Origin of the sequence: Pseudomonas sp. HS6-2 (genome assembly GCF_049325675.2) — a bacterium.
Lineage (GTDB): Bacteria > Pseudomonadota > Gammaproteobacteria > Pseudomonadales > Pseudomonadaceae > Aquipseudomonas > Aquipseudomonas putida_N.
Genome location: NZ_CM143906.1, coordinates 13,803 through 30,016, shown reverse-complemented (window position 1 = coordinate 30,016; position 16,214 = coordinate 13,803). Strand labels below are relative to the sequence as shown.

The 16,214-nt window shown below is 57.6% G+C and carries 13 protein-coding genes; 8 read left to right on the top strand and 5 right to left on the bottom strand.

Features of this window, described 5'->3' with window-relative positions; translation table 11 throughout:
* Window positions 1-125 precede the first annotated feature (125 nt).
* Together istA and istB are read left to right on the top strand one after the other, a co-directional pair.
* Complete coding sequence (istA, locus tag ACOKS3_RS00115; RefSeq protein ID WP_169725187.1) at window positions 126-1,625, top strand: IS21 family transposase; 1,500 nt, start codon at window positions 126-128, stop codon at window positions 1,623-1,625.
* Window positions 1,618-2,418, top strand: a complete 801-nt coding sequence (istB, locus tag ACOKS3_RS00110) for an IS21-like element helper ATPase IstB (protein WP_013970780.1) — start codon at window positions 1,618-1,620, stop codon at window positions 2,416-2,418. Before istA ends, istB begins: the two co-directional genes overlap by 8 nt.
* Window positions 2,419-2,583: 165 nt before the next feature.
* Here the strand turns inward: istB and ACOKS3_RS00105 are convergent, their stop codons facing one another.
* The 5 genes from ACOKS3_RS00105 to ACOKS3_RS00085 all read right to left on the bottom strand — a co-directional run bounded on the left by ACOKS3_RS00105 (window position 2,584) and on the right by ACOKS3_RS00085 (window position 11,009).
* The gene (locus tag ACOKS3_RS00105) at window positions 2,584-5,742 is read right to left on the bottom strand and encodes an efflux RND transporter permease subunit (RefSeq protein WP_011953091.1); all 3,159 of its coding nucleotides are present in this window, start codon (window positions 5,740-5,742) and stop codon (window positions 2,584-2,586) included.
* Window positions 5,739-7,205 carry an efflux RND transporter periplasmic adaptor subunit gene (locus ACOKS3_RS00100; protein ID WP_011953090.1) on the bottom strand — a complete coding sequence of 489 codons (1,467 nt, stop codon included), beginning with the start codon at window positions 7,203-7,205 and terminating at the stop codon, window positions 5,739-5,741. The genes ACOKS3_RS00105 and ACOKS3_RS00100 overlap by 4 nt, the downstream gene beginning before the upstream one ends.
* Complete coding sequence (locus ACOKS3_RS00095; protein WP_011953089.1) at window positions 7,202-8,455, bottom strand: TolC family protein; 1,254 nt, start codon at window positions 8,453-8,455, stop codon at window positions 7,202-7,204. The genes ACOKS3_RS00100 and ACOKS3_RS00095 overlap by 4 nt, the downstream gene beginning before the upstream one ends.
* Window positions 8,456-8,925: 470 nt before the next feature.
* Window positions 8,926-10,332: a heavy metal sensor histidine kinase gene (locus tag ACOKS3_RS00090; protein WP_011953087.1), complete on the bottom strand. Its 1,407-nt coding sequence runs from the start codon at window positions 10,330-10,332 to the stop codon at window positions 8,926-8,928.
* Entirely contained in the window at window positions 10,332-11,009 is a 678-nt protein-coding gene (locus ACOKS3_RS00085) for a heavy metal response regulator transcription factor (protein ID WP_011953086.1), read from the bottom strand. The genes ACOKS3_RS00090 and ACOKS3_RS00085 overlap by 1 nt, the downstream gene beginning before the upstream one ends.
* Window positions 11,010-11,175: 166 nt before the next feature.
* Here ACOKS3_RS00085 and ACOKS3_RS00080 point away from each other — a divergent pair, with 166 nt between their 5' ends.
* From ACOKS3_RS00080 to ACOKS3_RS00055, 6 genes are all read left to right on the top strand, one after another.
* Complete coding sequence (locus ACOKS3_RS00080; protein WP_011953085.1) at window positions 11,176-11,382, top strand: co-regulatory protein PtrA N-terminal domain-containing protein; 207 nt, start codon at window positions 11,176-11,178, stop codon at window positions 11,380-11,382.
* Between the two features lie 182 nt (window positions 11,383-11,564).
* On the top strand, window positions 11,565-13,523 hold the full coding sequence (locus ACOKS3_RS00075; RefSeq protein ID WP_012269846.1) for a copper resistance system multicopper oxidase: 1,959 nt from the start codon (window positions 11,565-11,567) through the stop codon (window positions 13,521-13,523).
* A gap of 14 nt (window positions 13,524-13,537) precedes the next feature.
* On the top strand, window positions 13,538-13,861 hold the full coding sequence (locus tag ACOKS3_RS00070; RefSeq protein ID WP_012269845.1) for a hypothetical protein: 324 nt from the start codon (window positions 13,538-13,540) through the stop codon (window positions 13,859-13,861).
* Window positions 13,851-14,966, top strand: a complete 1,116-nt coding sequence (locus ACOKS3_RS00065) for a copper resistance protein B (RefSeq protein ID WP_011953082.1) — start codon at window positions 13,851-13,853, stop codon at window positions 14,964-14,966. Before ACOKS3_RS00070 ends, ACOKS3_RS00065 begins: the two co-directional genes overlap by 11 nt.
* A gap of 9 nt (window positions 14,967-14,975) precedes the next feature.
* Entirely contained in the window at window positions 14,976-15,755 is a 780-nt protein-coding gene (locus tag ACOKS3_RS00060; RefSeq protein ID WP_011953081.1) for a c-type cytochrome, read from the top strand.
* Window positions 15,745-16,200, top strand: coding sequence for a DUF411 domain-containing protein (locus ACOKS3_RS00055; RefSeq protein ID WP_011953080.1), 456 nt, complete (start codon window positions 15,745-15,747; stop codon window positions 16,198-16,200). Before ACOKS3_RS00060 ends, ACOKS3_RS00055 begins: the two co-directional genes overlap by 11 nt.
* Window positions 16,201-16,214 lie beyond the last annotated feature (14 nt).

The following is a 16,214-nucleotide window of genomic DNA, read 5'->3' as shown; positions in this document are numbered from 1 at the left end:
GAAGTAGCATTGTTGCCGCTGACCGAAAACTGACCCAGTTTCGCCCGTTGTGCTGACTGAAAACTGACCCAGGTGTTCCACTGCACCTGCTCAATTTTTGAGCAGGAGAACACAGGGTGATCAGCATGGAAATGATGGGCAAAATTCGGCGGATGTATTTCCGCGACAAGCTGTCGTTGCATGAGATAGCCAAGCGCACCGGACTGTCGCGCAACACCATCCGAAAATGGGTCAGAGCGCCGGAGTCCAAACAGCCGGTTTATCAGCGTCGAGCCGTGTTCAACAAGCTCAGTCCCTTTCACGAGATGTTGGAGCAAGCGCTGCGGGCTGATGCCTTAAGGGCCAAGCAACATCGTCGCAGTGCCAAGGCGCTGCTGGCCATGATCCGCGCTGAAGGCTATGACGGCGGCTACAGCCAGCTCACTGCCTTCGTTCGTCATTGGCGCGGAGAGCAAGGCAAGGCGGTACGGGCATTTGTGCCGTTGGCATTCGCCTTGGGCGAGGCCTTCCAGTTCGATTGGAGCGAGGAAGGCCTGCTGGTTGGCGGTGTTTTCAGGCGCGTCCAGGTCGCGCACATGAAGCTATGTGCCAGCCGAGCTTTCTGGCTAGTGGCCTATCCCAGCCAAGGGCATGAAATGCTGTTCGATGCCCATACCCGCTCATTCGCCGCCTTAGGTGGCGTGCCGCGTCGCGGCATCTACGACAACATGAAAACTGCGGTCGACAAGGTCTCCAAGGGTAAAGGCCGCACGGTCAATGCTCGCTTCATGGTGATGTGCTCGCACTACCTGTTCGACCCGGACTTCTGCAACGTAGCGTCCGGCTGGGAAAAAGGTATCGTCGAAAAGAATGTCCAAGACAGTCGGCGCCGCATCTGGCTGTCCGCCCGCGACAATACTTTCCATAGCTTCGAAGAGTTGAATGCCTGGCTTGCCCAGCGCTGCCGGGCTCTCTGGCATGAGCTGATTCATCCGCAGTACAACGGCCTTACCGTCGCAGAAGTCTTGGAATTGGAGCGCGTCGAAATGATGCCGATGCCGACGCCTTTCGACGGATATGTAGAACGCACGGTTCGCGTTTCCAGCACCTGTCTGATCAACGTGGCTCGCAACCGCTATTCAGTACCCTGTGAGCGTGTTGGCCAGTGGGTCAGCAGTCGGCTCTATCCCTCGCGAATCGTCGTGATTGCCGATGAGGGTGTGATTGCTAGCCATGAGCGCCTGTTTGATCGCGATCAGGTCAGCTACGACTGGCAACACTACATCCCCCTCATTGAACGCAAACCGGGGGCCCTACGCAATGGTGCCCCGTTTGCCGATCTGCCTAAGCCACTACGCCTGCTCAGGCGCGGGCTGCTGCGGAATCTACAGGGTGACCGGGTTATGACCCAGGTCTTGGCCGCCGTGCCCATCGCTGGCCTGGATGCTGTTCTCGTAGCGGTTGAGCTGGTTTTGGAGTCTGGCAGCCTGAGCGCTGACCACATCCTCAACATCGTGGCCCGTCTGACCGCTCGTGAAGCACCACCCTCGGTCGAAACCAACCTGCAACTGAACGTTACCCCTGTTGCCAATACCGCACGCTATGACCGGTTGCGCAGCACGGATGAGGAGGTGCGCAATGCGTGATCTCACAGAGGAACTCAAAGACTTACGCCTGCACGGCATGGCCGATGCCTGGGCAGAGCTGGCCGCACAAGGCGAATCTTCCACTGCGTCATCGAAATGGCTGATCGAGCATCTCCTTGATCAAGAGCACGCCGACCGAGCAGTACGCTCGGTGCATCATCAGATGAGCATGGCGAAACTGCCCATGCACCGTGACCTGGCTGGCTTCGACTTCGGTGTATCCAGCGCCGATGTCCGATTGATCAGGGAACTGTCCACTCTGGCCTTCACCGACACAGCGCAAAATGTGGTGTTCATCGGTGGCCCTGGCACCGGTAAAACGCACCTCGCTACTGCCTTGGCAGTGGCCGGCATCACCCAACATAACAAGCGTGTGCGTTTTCACTCCACAGTCGATCTGGTCAACCTGCTGGAGCGTGAAAAACATGAGGGCAAGACAGGGCGTATCGCCCGAGGACTACTGCGTGCAGATCTGGTAATCCTTGATGAGCTTGGCTACCTACCTTTCAGTCAGAGCGGCGGAGCCCTGCTGTTCCACCTGCTTTCGAAGCTTTACGAGCACACCAGCGTGATCATCACCACCAACCTCAGCTTCGCCGAGTGGTCGAGCGTATTTGGCGACGCCAAGATGACCACGGCCTTGCTCGACCGATTGACACACCACTGCCACATCGTCGAGACGGGGAATGAATCATACCGCCTGCAAAACAGCACCTTGGTGGCCAAGACCAAGATCCAGGCGAGGGAGCGCAGACGGCAGGATGTCGAGGAATCGGAGGACGACCCGTTTTGACCTCTTTGGGCTGGCCTTGCTGAGTGCAGGGTCAGCACTTTCACGACGCTGTCGACTGCTAGGCTTATCCACAATTGCCGGGGTCTAAATCGGCAAGCAGCCCTGGGTCATTTTTCAATCGGCAGGGTGGGTCAGTTTTCAATCAGCGCCGACACAGTAGCTTCTTCATCGGGTTACTCCTGTTTGGGGGTTATCGTGTACAGCGAGTCCGCGGCGCCTGACGAGCCAGTAAGCCGCAGGGATTACAAATAGTGAGAGCAAAGGCGCGGTGAGCATGCCGCCGACCATGGGTACAGCGATCCGGCTCATGACTTCGCTGCCGGTACCGCTACTCCAGAGGATTGGCATCAAGCCTGCGACGATCACTGCTACGGTCATGGCTTTGGGGCGGATGCGCTGCACGGCCCCTTCGCGGATAGCATCCAGAAGCGCAGGTTGCCCCTGCGTACCGTTGCCGTTTCGTTCAGTCCAGGCATTGTTGAGGTAGATCAGCATGATGACTCCAAACTCTGCTGCGACCCCAGCCAAGGCGATAAAACCGACACCCGTGGCCACCGACAGGTTGTAGCCCATCATGTACAGCAGCCATACGCCGCCGGTTAGCGCAAATGGCAAGGTAGCCATGATCAGCAGCGCTTCACCGAGGCGGCCAAACGTGAGGTAGAGAAGGACGAAAATAATGGCCAGCGTCGCCGGTACTACCCATGCTAAGCGCGCATTGGCGCGCTCCAGGTATTCGAACTGCCCGGAATAGCTCAAGCTTATGCCAGGATCGAGCTTCACCTGCTGATCGACTAGCCGGCGCAGGTCGGCAACGACGGAGGACAGGTCCCGTCTCCGCACGTCGATATACACCCAGCCCGAGGGGCGCGCGTTTTCACTCTTGAGCATGGGTGGACCGTCCGCAATACGCACCCGTGCCACGGTTCCCAGTGTGATTCGCCCCCCTTGGCTGGTGTAAATCGGTAGCTGCCGCAGGGCATCAACAGAGTCACGCCACTCCCGTGGGTACCGAACACTGATGGGATATCGCGCCAGGCCTTCTACGGTTTCGCCGATGTTTTCGCCCCCAACGGCGCCGGCAACAATCGCTTGGACATCAGCAATGTTCAGGCCGTAACGCGCTGCGAATTGGCGGTCGATATCCAGATCGATGTAGCGTCCACCGGTTAATCGCTCGGCGAGGGCGGAAGTCACCCCTGGAACCGTTTTGGCCACCTTCTCGATAGCCAGAGTCACCCGGTCGATCTCATTCAAATTGCTGCCGGCAACCTTTACGCCGATCGGGCTTTTGATACCGGTTGCGAGCATGTCGATACGGTTTCGAATCGGTGGGATCCAGATATTGGTTAGCCCAGGTACCTGCACGGTACGGTCCAGCTCTTCGATCAGCTTCTCAGTGGTCATCCCTGCTCGCCACTGATCCTTCGGTTTAAGTCGGACAGTCGTCTCGAACATCTCCAGCGGGGCCGGGTCGGTCGCTGATTCAGCCCGGCCCGCTTTACCGAAGACACTGGCGACCTCCGGTACCGTTCGGATCAGCCGGTCCGTACGTTGCAAAAGCTCAGAGGCTTTCTGCGCCGAAAGACCTGGCAGGGCAGTCGGCATGTACAGCAAATCGCCTTCATCCAGTGGCGGCAAGAATTCGCCGCCGAGCTGGCTCAGGGGCCAGACACTGCTGAGCAAAATCAACAGTGCACCCGCCAACGTGAGCTTTGGCCGGCGTAGAACGATCTCCAATGCTGGGCGATAGAGCCGTATCAGGGTTCGATTGAGTGGGTTGCGCTCTTCTGCCGGTAAACGACCCCGAATCCAGTACCCCATCAGCACGGGTACCAGGGTAACCGAAAGGCCCGCTGCTGCTGCCATTGCATAAGTCTTGGTGAATGCGAGGGGCGCAAACAGCCTTCCCTCCTGAGCCTGCAAGGTGAATACCGGTATGAAGGACAGCGTAATGATCATGAGGCTGAAGAACAGCGCAGGCCCGACCTCGACTGCTGCCTCAGTCATCACTTTCCAATGATCTTCGCCACGCAACGACTTTCCAGGGTGCCACGTATGCCAAGCCTCAACCCGTTTGTGCGCGTTCTCAATCATCACCACAGCGGCGTCCACCATCGCACCGATTGCAATGGCTATGCCCCCAAGCGACATGATGTTGGCGTTGATGCCCTGGTGGCGCATGACGATCAGGGCAATGAGGACACCAACCGGAAGCGAGACGATGGCGACCAACGATGAGCGCAGATGCCAAAGAAATGCAGCGCACACCAGTGCGACCACGATGAACTCTTCAATCAGCTTCTGGCTCAGATTTTCCACAGCACGATCGATCAACTGGCTACGGTCGTAGGTAGTGACCAGCTCGACCCCGGCAGGCAGGCTTTTTTCCAGCGATTCAAGCTTGGATTTGACGTGAGCGATGGCATCTTTCGCATTCTTGCCACTGCGCAGAATTACTACGCCGCCCACCGCTTCGCCCTGTCCATCAAGCTCGCCGATGCCGCGACGTGCCTCAGGGCCCAGCTGTACAGTGGCTACATCGCCCAGTGTTACGGGTATACCCTTCGCAGCCAGGCGCAGGGGAATGGCTCGGAAATCATCGAGTGACTTCAGATAGCCGGAAGCCCTTACCATGAACTCAGCTTCGCCTTGTTCGAGCACGCCGCCACCGGTTTCCTGATTGGCCTTGGCGATGGCGTCCGAAACCTCAACTTGAGTGATTCCCAAGCTGGCCATGCGCAGCGGATCGAGCACTACCTGGTACTGCTTGACCATCCCGCCTATCGTCGCCACTTCGGCAACGTCCGGAAGAGTTTTCAACTCGAAGCGCAGGAACCAGTCCTGAAGGCTGCGCAGCTGTGCCAGGTCATGGGTACCACTGCGGTCCACCAGCGCATACTGGTAGATCCAGCCTACACCAGTGGCATCGGGTCCGAGCACTGGCTTAGCGGACGCCGGTAATCGAGACTGAACCTGGCTTAGGTATTCGAGCACCCTGGACCGCGCCCAATAGAGATCTGTGCCGTCCTCAAACAACACATATACGAAGCTGTCTCCAAATGCTGAAAAGCCCCGCACTGTCTTGGCTCCGGGTACGGAAAGCATTGTGGTGGTCAGGGGATATGTCACCTGATTTTCCACGATCTGCGGTGCCTGCCCTGGGTAGGAGGTGCGGATAATCACCTGCACATCTGACAGGTCAGGCAACGCGTCGATCGGCAAACTGCGCAGAGAGAAAACGCCCCAAGCTACGGCAAACAGTGTTGCCAGCAGGACCAGGACGCGGTTGCCAACCGACCAACGAATCAGGTTCGCGATCATGGCTGGTTCTCCTGCTGGGTTATTTGCTCGATGACCATGCCTTCATCGCGCTCGCGCACTCCAAACCGGATGCGTTCGCCAACCTTGAGTCCGGCAATCAAGCGGGGATCTGCCACAGGGAAAGTCATCGTCATACCAGGCATGCCCAGCGTCACGAACGGTCCATGAGCGATGGTCAGCTGATTACCTTCTATTTGAACGATGCGCCCATTGGCCTGATGTAGAGCCGGCTGTACAGGTTGCGCAAGTGGAGCATCGCCAGCAGTAACGGCCTCGATACCTTTCAAGCTCGCTTCGGAGTCCAGCAGAAACTGCCCGGACGCCACAACGCGCTGGCCCGCCTGAAGGCCTCGCAGCACGACCACCTGGCCAGCACTTTCCTGGCCGAGCACTACTTCCACCGGCCGGAATCGACCTCCGTCTTCTGACACCATTACGAGATCGCGTTTCCCCGTCCGAATGATCGCCTCGGCTGGCACCAGTAGGCTGTCATCCTGTTGCCCGGACGGATGGAGGGAAACCTGCGCGGTCATGCCTGGGCGCAACCGGCCGCCGGGGTTGGGCAGTTCTATACGAAGCCGCAAGGTGCGGCTTTGCAGATCCGCATCAGCCAGCAATGCGGTCAGCTTGCCGGGAACAGGTTCGCCTGGGAACGCTGCCAGATTCGCCTGCACTGCCTGTCCTTCCTGTAGGCCTTGGGCTTGCGCTTCAGGTACTGCGGCCTCAAGCCAGACGTTCGCGATACCATTGATCTTCGCCAACGTTGCACCCGGTGTCATTGTCATGCCTGGCCGCAATTCCAGAGCCTGAAGGACGCCTGCTGTTGGGGCCAAGAGCGTTACCGAATTCTGGACCCTTCCCGTACGGTCAATCCGGTTGATAAGATCGGCAGGCATACCCGCCAGCAGTAGTCGTTGCCGAGCTGCAGCGCGCAATTCATTGTCCCCAGATCGCTGAAGCGCCAGGTACTCTTCCTGCAAGCCCGCCCATTCAGGCGTCAACACATCTGCCAATGGGGCGCCCTTGGCAACCACGTCGCCTGTAGCGCGGCCATAGGTGCGTTCGACGTAGCCACCGGTACGAGCCTGCAGAACGCTAAAATCCCGCTCATCGAAGGTAAGCACGCCGCTCACCTGGAGGGTTCGAGCAAGCTGCCCTTTCGCTACGGTAGCCAGACGGACCCCCAGGTTTTGTTGGAGCCCCTGTGAAACTTGAACTGCGGGGCTCACCTCAGCAGCGGTGCTTTCCTGGTACTTCGGCACCAGTGGCATGTCCATGAAGGGCGACTTGCCCGGTGCTGGAAAGTGCTGCTGGGGGTACATCGGGTCATACCAATACAGCACCTTCTGTAGCGTTTCAGGGGAGGCAGTGGACACCTGCCCACGCTTTGCTAGCTGATAGCCAACGCCACCGCCGATAGCCAACGCGGCCAATACCACAAGGCTGATAGTTGAATTTCTCATGCGCGCACCTCTCCATACGCGAAGTGCAGCCGTGCAGCTGTCGCGGCCAACTGTCCTTGCAGATCGATGTCTTGCAGTCGTGTTTCAACCCGCTGACGTCGAGCGGTGAGAACCTCACTTAAGGGTGATTTACCGGCTCGATAGTCAGCAAGGGCGAGGCGGACTCGATCCTCCGCTAGCGGTAACAATGTTTCACGGCTGCGCTGCACTGCTCGCTGCAATCGCTGGTAATCCGCAAGATCTGTCTCCAGCTGCGCTTTATGCTCACGCAATGCCGCTTCCTGTTCGTCCTCCAGTTGCCGGACTTGTGCGCGACGTGCCGCGATCATCGGGTCCTGCCGTGAGCCAGCGAACAAGGGCAGTTGGAAACTTACCTGCAGGCTCACCATATTGCTGAATTCAGGCCCGCGCCGCTGGTAATCCACCTGCCACCCCCAGTCCGACTTCTTTTCTGCCAAGGCTTGGTGCACTTGAGCTTGTGCTTCCCGCGTAAGGGCGTTGTAGGTCGCCAATTCTGGATGTGCATGTATAGCGTGTAGATAGTCCGGCGCGCTCACTGGCCAGCGCGGAAATGCTTGAGCTTGCGGATCAGCATCCTCTCCAATCCATCGCTTGAGTGCAGCCCGTGCCTGAGCGGCCTGTGTGAGCAGAACATCTTTTTGCTCATCGAGTTGCGCAGCTTCCTGGTCAGGAGCAAGTGCGTCGGCCGTCGCGCCGGTACCGCCGGCCAGGCGTGCGCGGATTGCTGCGGCCAACAGACGGTTTTCTTTGTAGAAGTCCTCAAACTGCTGCAGTTTCCGTTGAACGGTGTACGCCGCGACCCAAGCTTGGGCTGTGGCAGCACGCACTTTTAAGCGCTCGAACACCGCCTCTGCATCGGCTCGCTCAACGCTCGCTCGTGCCGTCTCAACTCGTGCCTCCCGCTTGTCCCGGTTTGGTACTTCCTGGGAGAGGCCGACAACCTGCATCGTCATGAAATCGCGGTTCATGCTCCAACGATCACTGCCGTCAACAGGAAGGTTCTGCACTCCTAGGTTGAGACGTGGATCAGGCAGCTCGCCTGCTGGGATCACAGCGTGTCGAGCGGCCGTCATTTGCTCTTGCCTGGCCTGGAGGATGGGGGCATTGCGTTCGGCAAGTTGAAGCGCTTCCTCCAGAGACAACGGTGTAGCCTGAGCCGGTAACGTCGACAACAGGCTGATCAGAGCGGCCAGACATGCCATCCCTAATCGGTAACGTGGGGGAGTCATGGAAATGATTCCTCAAAAAATCAGCGCGCAAGCGCATGCCATCATCCGGCTGCAAAACAGGACGATGGGGTGAATTTAAGAGGTAATCAGGCGCGGGGTGGCCGCCAAGGGTCAGGAGGCGCCCTGTTTACGAGGCTCACCGCATAGGTATCTACTGGCCTAGGCGCAGAATAGGTGAGCGTGGGGTTAATTATTTCGACCTGAACTGTGCTCGCGGTTCTACACTCCTGGCCCACTTTGCAGGCTTTGGAGTGGTCGGCAGCTGATCCTGGATCAGTATCCTGGCAACAATCGTGATCCATCCCCGCCATCATCTCCATCCCCATGGTTTGCATGGGGCATGGTTCAATGGCTGAGTCGACTCCCGCCATGCCGTTGAGAGGAAGCGATGCGATTAGAAGCAGGATGGTGAACAGTCGTAGGAGCCGGTTCATGATGGCCGAGTATAGGTTACACGCATGAAATGAGCATTAAGCCGTTTGAGGCTTGGAAGTGGATTGTTTGGCGTGCGGCAGAGCGATGTGAAAACTCGTCACGCCGTCAGCGGAGGTACACCAAATTCGCCCACCATGAGCCTCGATGATCGAACGCGTTATGGCCAGACCCAAGCCGGCGTTGCTTGGGCTTCCTTCCCGCCTTGCAGGGTCAGCGCGATAGAACCGGTCGAAGATTTTGTTGATATGTTCCGGATCAATCGTGGCCCCATTGTTCTGGACGGACAGGTTCACTTGATCAGCCGCCTCGACAATCCGGACGGCGATATCGTGGCCTTCGGGGGTATAGCGCAAAGCGTTGGATAGAATGTTGGAAACCGCCCGGTCAATCATTAGCCGGTCACCACGGATCGTACCTTCGCCTTGAAGGGCAAGCCGAATGCTTCGGTCTTCGGCTGCAAGCTGGTAGTACTCAATCAGTCTGGACACTAGCCCGACCAGATCGATATCAACCTGCTCGGGGATGATCAAGCCGTTATCAGCTTTTGCCAGGAACAGCATGTCATCGATCATGCGCGACATGCGCTTGAGGTCTTCAAGATTGGAGTAGAGGTTGTCTTCGTAGGCATCGAGGTCGCGTTTTTTGGTCAGAACGACTTCGGTATGCGTCAGAAGATTACTTACCGGAGTCCGCAGCTCATGTGCGATGTCGGCTGAGAAGTTTGATAGCCGGACGAACGCGTCTTCCAGGCGTGCAAGCATTCCGTTGAAGGAGAGGATCAGCTCCTGCAATTCAAGCGGCACGGGCTCCAATGGAATTCGCTCGCGAAGGGACCGGGCAGACATGGATGTCGCCACCTTGGTGATCTGCCCAACCGGCCGAAGACCGCTCTTGGCCACGATCCACCCCAATCCTGCACTAACCAGAGCGCTGATGACCAAGCCAATGCCGAACCACCATTGCAGCGTCTTGAAAAAGTGGGCATGGCTGGTGACATCCAGCATCAACATGACTGTTACCGGCGCCTGCGCCTGCGCTATAGCCAGTTGAGAGGTAATCCCCCGGAAGTTCCGCGAGTCGATTTGCCAGTCCCAAACGGCGCCAGAAGAGGCCTGCTTAAAGCGCTCAGGGATGCGGGATGCCTTGGAGTCCGAGAACAGGACAGTACCGTCAGCATCAAGAATCTCCGCAGAAAGGTCCTGATGAGCCCCCAACAAAGCACGCAGTTGAGGCTCCTGATCCTCAAGTTCATCACGTGCTGCTGAAAGTGAAAGGATGTGCCGGGTGGATTCGAGTTTCTCGGCCAGGGCTTGCTCATCCAGCATCTGGAAATGGTGCTGACTGAGCATGTAGAAGCTCACGCCGGCAACGACCAATACGGCGATGACCGCGAACATGAACATGAGGGTAAGGCGTTTAACGAGCGACGATTGGGCGCGCATTACTCGGGAACATCCATCAGATAGCCCATGCCACGAACTGTATGTATGAGCTTGGGGGCGAAATCGTCATCAATCTTGGCCCGCAACCTACGAACAGCAACCTCGATCACGTTAGTGTCGCTGTCGAAGTTCATATCCCACACCTGCGATGCGATCAGGGACTTCGGCAGTACCTCGCCGCGTCGGCGCATGAGTAGTTCCAGTAAGGAGAACTCCTTGGCTGTGAGGTCGATCCGCTTGCCATTTCGGGTGGCCCGGCGCTTAAGCAGGTCTACCTCCAGGTCAGCCATCTTCATAGTGGTCTGAGCATAGCCACTGCTGCCTCTTCGCAGCAAAGTGCGCACACGCGCTAGCAGTTCCGAGAATGCAAAGGGTTTGACCAGGTAATCGTCAGCCCCGAGTTCTAACCCTTTCACGCGATCGTCCACGCCATCACGGGCCGTCAAAAACAAGACTGGGACCTCTTTCCCTGCCGCACGTACCATCCGCAGCACCTCCCAGCCGTCTAGCCCCGGCATCATTACATCAAGAATCAGCAGGTCATACGCCTCGCTCAAAGCGTATTGCAGCGCGTCGGTCCCTGTGACCACACGATCGACGGTAAAGCCTGCCTCCGTCAGCCCTTGCTGCAGGTAGGCCCCGATTTTTGGCTCATCTTCGGCTACGAGTAATTTCATCTGCTGCGCCCCCTTGGATGCCCTTCAGTGTGCAGCAAAAAAGGCACCCAACCAGAAGCTGACGGAAAAGTAATGTCGGGCTCAGCTTGCTGACAGTGCCGGGTAGCTAGCTTGAGCACTGTGAACGGCGCCAATCAGGCGAAACTGACCCTTAGAGGAAACGCAAATGAACATGATCAAAGCGATTGTGATGGTAGTCACCTTCGGCATGGCGAGCCTCGCCCTGGCTGAAGGCGGCGCGGATCGCACCTTCGCCAGGATGGAAGCTGCACGTGCATCTTCCATGCAGGCTTACCAGGTTGCTCAGGAGAAAAAAGCAGAGGCTCCTGTTACCGCCCAAAGCCAAAAGCACCCCGGCCACGAGAGCTGCTGAGCTTAGCTTACAGAAATGTAATCACCCCGGAATCTGAACTATGTCAGCTTTCGGGGTATTGCCTCCCGCAATCCTTGTGCTTTGGCGAAAGTCTACGAGGCTTGGGGGAGCTCAATTGAAACCAGATGGCTGCGGATCCCGCAGTCTGGATATCAGCGATCTACCTGATTGGACGCAACGGCATGCAAAGCAAAACCACGAGACGTTCATTCGTCAAAGGCCTGGCTGCTACCGGACTACTGGGTGGGCTGGGCATGTGGCGCGCGCCGGTCTGGGCCGTAACCAGCCCTGGCCAGCCTAACGTACTGACCGGCACCGATTTTGACCTGTACATCGGGGAGCTCCCGGTGAACATTACCGGGGCAGCTCGAACGGCGATGGCCATCAACGGTTCGCTGCCAGGACCAATACTCCGTTGGCGCGAAGGCGACACGGTCACGCTACGGGTTCGCAACCGCTTGAAGCAGGACACGTCCATCCACTGGCACGGCATCATCCTGCCGGCGAATATGGACGGCGTGCCGGGTCTAAGCTTCCATGGCATCGCTCCCGACGGCATGTACGAGTACAAGTTCAAGGTCCACCAGAACGGCACCTACTGGTACCACAGCCATTCGGGCTTCCAGGAGCAGGTCGGTGTTTACGGTGCGCTGGTGATTGATGCCAAGGATCCAGAGCCTTTCACCTACGATCGTGACTATGTCGTCATGCTGAGTGATTGGACCGACGAAGACCCGGCGCGGGTTATGTCCAAGCTCAAAAAACAGTCGGACTATTACAACTTCCACAAGCGCACCGTTGGCGACTTCGTCGACGACGTGAGCGAGAAAGGTTGGTCTGCTGCTGTGGCCGATCGAAAGATGTGGGCCGAGATGAAGATGAGCCCAACCGATCTCGCTGACGTGAGCGGGCACACCTACACCTACCTCATGAACGGCCAGGCGCCAAATGGGAACTGGACGGGAATCTTCAAGCCAGGGGAGAAAATCCGGCTTCGCTTTATCAATGGCTCGGCGATGACCTATTTCGACGTGCGGATCCCCGGCTTGAAAATGACGGTTGTCGCAGCCGACGGTCAGTACGTTAAGCCAGTGTCGATCGATGAATTCCGGATTGCCGTTGCTGAAACCTACGATGTCATTGTCGAGCCTGAAAACGAGCAGGCTTACACCATCTTTGCTCAATCCATGGATCGCACCGGCTATTCAAGGGGTACCTTGGCTGTCCGTGAGGGCCTGCAGGCACCGGTGCCGGCTGTAGATCCAAGGCCTCTCATCTCCATGAGTGATATGGGGATGGACCACGGCAGCATGGGTGGCATGGATCACGGCAGCATGGCCGGTATGGACCACAGCAAGATGGCTGGCATGGACCACGGCAGCATGGCCGGTATGGACCATAGCAAGATGGCTGGCATGGACCACGGCAGCATGGCCGGTATGGACCATAGCAAGATGGCTGGCATGGACCACGGCAGCATGGCCGGTATGGACCATAGCAAGATGGCTGGCATGGACCACGGCAGCATGGCCGGTATGGACCATAGCAAGATGGCTGGCATGGACCACGGCAACATGACCGGTATGGACCAAAGCAATATGGCCGCCAGCGGTGCCATGCAGAACCATCCCGCCTCCGAAACAAACAACCCTCTGGTCGATATGCAGACCATGACCCCTACGCCAAAGCTGAGCGATCCGGGGATCGGGCTTCGCGATAACGGGCGTCGGGTTCTCACGTATTCGGATTTGCGTAGCACCTTCATCGACCCTGACGGCCGGGAACCTGGCCGGACAATCGAACTGCACCTTACCGGGCATATGGAAAAGTTCGCTTGGTCCTTCGATGGGATCAAGTTTTCTGACGCAGAGCCGCTGCGGCTCAAGTACGGCGAGCGCCTGCGTATTACCTTGGTCAACGACACCATGATGACTCACCCCATCCATCTGCACGGCATGTGGAGTGACCTGGAGGATGAGGACGGCAATTTCATGGTGCGAAAACACACGATCGATATGCCGCCTGGCTCGAAACGAAGCTATCGCGTAACCGCAGATGCACTCGGGCGCTGGGCCTATCACTGTCACCTCATGTACCACATGGAGATGGGCATGTTCCGAGAAGTCCGCGTGGACGAATGAACTGGAGATACGAGATGAGCAAACCAATGAAACGAAGCGCCTTTTTCCTCTCTGCCGCGATGGTTGGCCTGCTCGCGGTGTACGCCCCGTCTTCCTGGTCCAGTGACAACCATGATCAGCACTCTCAAAAGTCGTCCAACGCGGCGCAATCGAACGGCTCGAAGAGCAAGCAAGCCCAGGGCATGAACCATGAAGGCATGGATCACGGCTCCATGAAAGGCATGGATCATGGCTCTATGGAGGGCATGGATCATGGTTCCATGGAAGGAATGGATCACAGCAAAATGATGGAATCGCATGGCAGCGACAAAGCTAAGGCAGGGAAAAATGGCCAATAGCGTTGCACGACCATCGCTGCTGGCATTCGCCGTTTCTTTAGGTGTGCTGGGCGTTTCGCCCAGCTTCGCCGCTGAAATGGATCATTCCGGAATGGACCACTCGGCAATGGGCCACGGTGCCATGCAGATGGACCACGCCTCATCACAGGCTGCGATGCCGGGCATGGACCACAGCCAGATGGGCGCGAGCAAGCAACCCACGCAACCTGCACCCGTTGATCACAGCAAAATGGGCCATGGCCAGCCCAAAGCGAAACCCGCCTCGATGGACCACAGCAAGATGGACCATGGAAGCATGAAAGGCATGGATCACGGGTCCATGGAAGGCATGGATCATGGCGCGATGGGTCATTCCACGATGGGAAACGGGAACGCTGATTCGCCGACCCCGACCAGCCGTACGCCAATCCCGGTGCTGACTGATGCCGACCGGCAGGCTGCCTTCCCCCCGCTTGACGGGCACAAAATGGATGACAGCGGGTTCAACAGCTTTTTCTTGCTAGACCAACTGGAATACCAAGATGCCGATGAAGGTAGCACGCTTGCTTGGGATGCATCCGGCTGGGTGGGCGGCGATATCAATAGGCTCTGGATTCGCTCGGAAGGTGAACGAACCAATGGTGTGACTGAAGATGCTGAGCTGCAGCTCCTCTATGGCCGCTCGGTAAGCCCGTGGTGGGATGTTGTCGCCGGCGTCCGGCAGGATTTCAAACCGGAGGATCCGCAGACCTGGGCTGCGTTCGGTATTCAGGGCCTGGCCCTGTATGACTTCGAAGCTGAAGCCACCGCCTTTATCGGCGAGAACGGTCAAACCGCTGCCCGTCTGGAGGGCGAGTACGACATCTTGCTAACCAATCGTTTAATTCTTCAGCCAACCGCTGAGGCCAACTTTTATGGCAAGAACGACCCGGAACGCGGCGTCGGCTCTGGCCTGGCAAACACCGAAGTCGGGCTGCGGTTACGGTACGAGATTGTTCGCCAGTTCGCGCCATACATAGGTGTCACCTGGAGCCGTTCCTACGGCAAAACCGCCGATTTCATTCGGGATGAAGGCGGGGACGTGGACGAAGCTCGTTTTGTGGCCGGTATTCGGATGTGGTTTTGAGAACTCAACATGAAAAAAACAATTACAACGCTGGTGGCGGCAGGTGCTGTTACTAGCGCAGCAGTGCTAGGTGCTGCTTACTTCGGTCTCGTGAACGTTGGTGCGGACGACCCACACTTCCCCGCTGTGCATGCGTTTTTGGCCATGGCGCGGGATCGCTCGATTGAAGTCCGAGCAAGCGACATTGAGGTGCCAAACCTTAAAGATCCTGCTCTCATCCAAGCAGGGGCAGGCAACTACAACGCCATGTGTATCGGTTGCCACCTCGCGCCAGGGGTGGAGAAAACTGAACTCAGCCAAGCCCTATACCCATCCCCACCAAACCTCACCGAGATAGGTGTAAGCGGTGACCCTGCTGCTGCGTTTTGGACCATCAAGCACGGTATCAAAGCGACAGGCATGCCAGCCTGGGGTAAGAGCATGGACGACCAGTACATCTGGGGAATCGTCGCGTTCCTGGACCAGCTACCGCAACTCAATGCTGAGCAGTACCAGATGATGGTCGCTTCCAGTGGTGGTCACCAACATGGCGGTGGCGAAAGCGATATGCATAACCATGAAGGCCAACACGGTGGTGCGAAATCAGGTCATGGAAATCATGATGATTCCGCAGCAAACGGCGTGGCTGAGGAAAGTCATGATCATGGCAGTTCGCATTCGGAGTCTTCATCAGTAGCGGAGCACCACGGTGAACACGAGTCCGGCGAGGCGCACTCGGACCACCACACAGGTTCTACTCCCAAAACCCATGTGCACAAAGACGGGAAGGAGCACACTCATGACAAGTAAGCGCCGCTTCCTCGGTTTAAGTACCGCAGCGTCACTTCTAATCGCCTCAGCCGCCTTTGCTGCGGAGCCCCTGACTATCGATGTGCACCGGGACGCTAATTGCGGTTGCTGTAAGAAATGGATAGCGCACTTGGAGGCAAACGGCTTCAAGGTCGTCGACCACGTTGAAACGGACATGAGGGCGGTGAAGCAAGAGCTAGGAGTAGCTCCGAGGCTGGCTTCGTGTCACACCGCGGTTATCGATGGCAAGTTTGTGGAAGGTCACGTCCCCGCAGCCCAGGTGCAGGAGCTCATAAAGCGCAACGACCTGGCAGGCGTCGCGGTACCTGGCATGCCCGCTGGCTCACCAGGTATGGAGGTTGATGGCATGAAACACGCCTATCAAGTCATCGGCCTCACCAAGAGTGGGGACGATCAAGTAGTTGCCAGTTATCCTGACACGTAATGCAAGATGCCCCG

What these genes read in the sequence shown, in the direction of transcription:
- ACOKS3_RS00100 (WP_011953090.1), bottom strand. Translation starts at nt 7,205, where the DNA reads ATGAGAAATTCAACTATCAGCCTTGTGGTATTGGCCGCGTTGGCTATC.
- istB (WP_013970780.1), top strand. Translation starts at nt 1,618, where the DNA reads ATGCGTGATCTCACAGAGGAACTCAAAGACTTACGCCTGCACGGCATG.
- ACOKS3_RS00090 (WP_011953087.1), bottom strand. Translation starts at nt 10,332, where the DNA reads ATGCGCGCCCAATCGTCGCTCGTTAAACGCCTTACCCTCATGTTCATG.
- ACOKS3_RS00060 (WP_011953081.1), top strand. Translation starts at nt 14,976, where the DNA reads ATGAAAAAAACAATTACAACGCTGGTGGCGGCAGGTGCTGTTACTAGC.
- istA (WP_169725187.1), top strand. Translation starts at nt 126, where the DNA reads ATGGAAATGATGGGCAAAATTCGGCGGATGTATTTCCGCGACAAGCTG.
- ACOKS3_RS00065 (WP_011953082.1), top strand. Translation starts at nt 13,851, where the DNA reads ATGGCCAATAGCGTTGCACGACCATCGCTGCTGGCATTCGCCGTTTCT.
- ACOKS3_RS00075 (WP_012269846.1), top strand. Translation starts at nt 11,565, where the DNA reads ATGCAAAGCAAAACCACGAGACGTTCATTCGTCAAAGGCCTGGCTGCT.
- ACOKS3_RS00080 (WP_011953085.1), top strand. Translation starts at nt 11,176, where the DNA reads ATGAACATGATCAAAGCGATTGTGATGGTAGTCACCTTCGGCATGGCG.
- ACOKS3_RS00105 (WP_011953091.1), bottom strand. Translation starts at nt 5,742, where the DNA reads ATGATCGCGAACCTGATTCGTTGGTCGGTTGGCAACCGCGTCCTGGTC.
- ACOKS3_RS00070 (WP_012269845.1), top strand. Translation starts at nt 13,538, where the DNA reads ATGAGCAAACCAATGAAACGAAGCGCCTTTTTCCTCTCTGCCGCGATG.
- ACOKS3_RS00095 (WP_011953089.1), bottom strand. Translation starts at nt 8,455, where the DNA reads ATGACTCCCCCACGTTACCGATTAGGGATGGCATGTCTGGCCGCTCTG.
- ACOKS3_RS00085 (WP_011953086.1), bottom strand. Translation starts at nt 11,009, where the DNA reads ATGAAATTACTCGTAGCCGAAGATGAGCCAAAAATCGGGGCCTACCTG.
- ACOKS3_RS00055 (WP_011953080.1), top strand. Translation starts at nt 15,745, where the DNA reads ATGACAAGTAAGCGCCGCTTCCTCGGTTTAAGTACCGCAGCGTCACTT.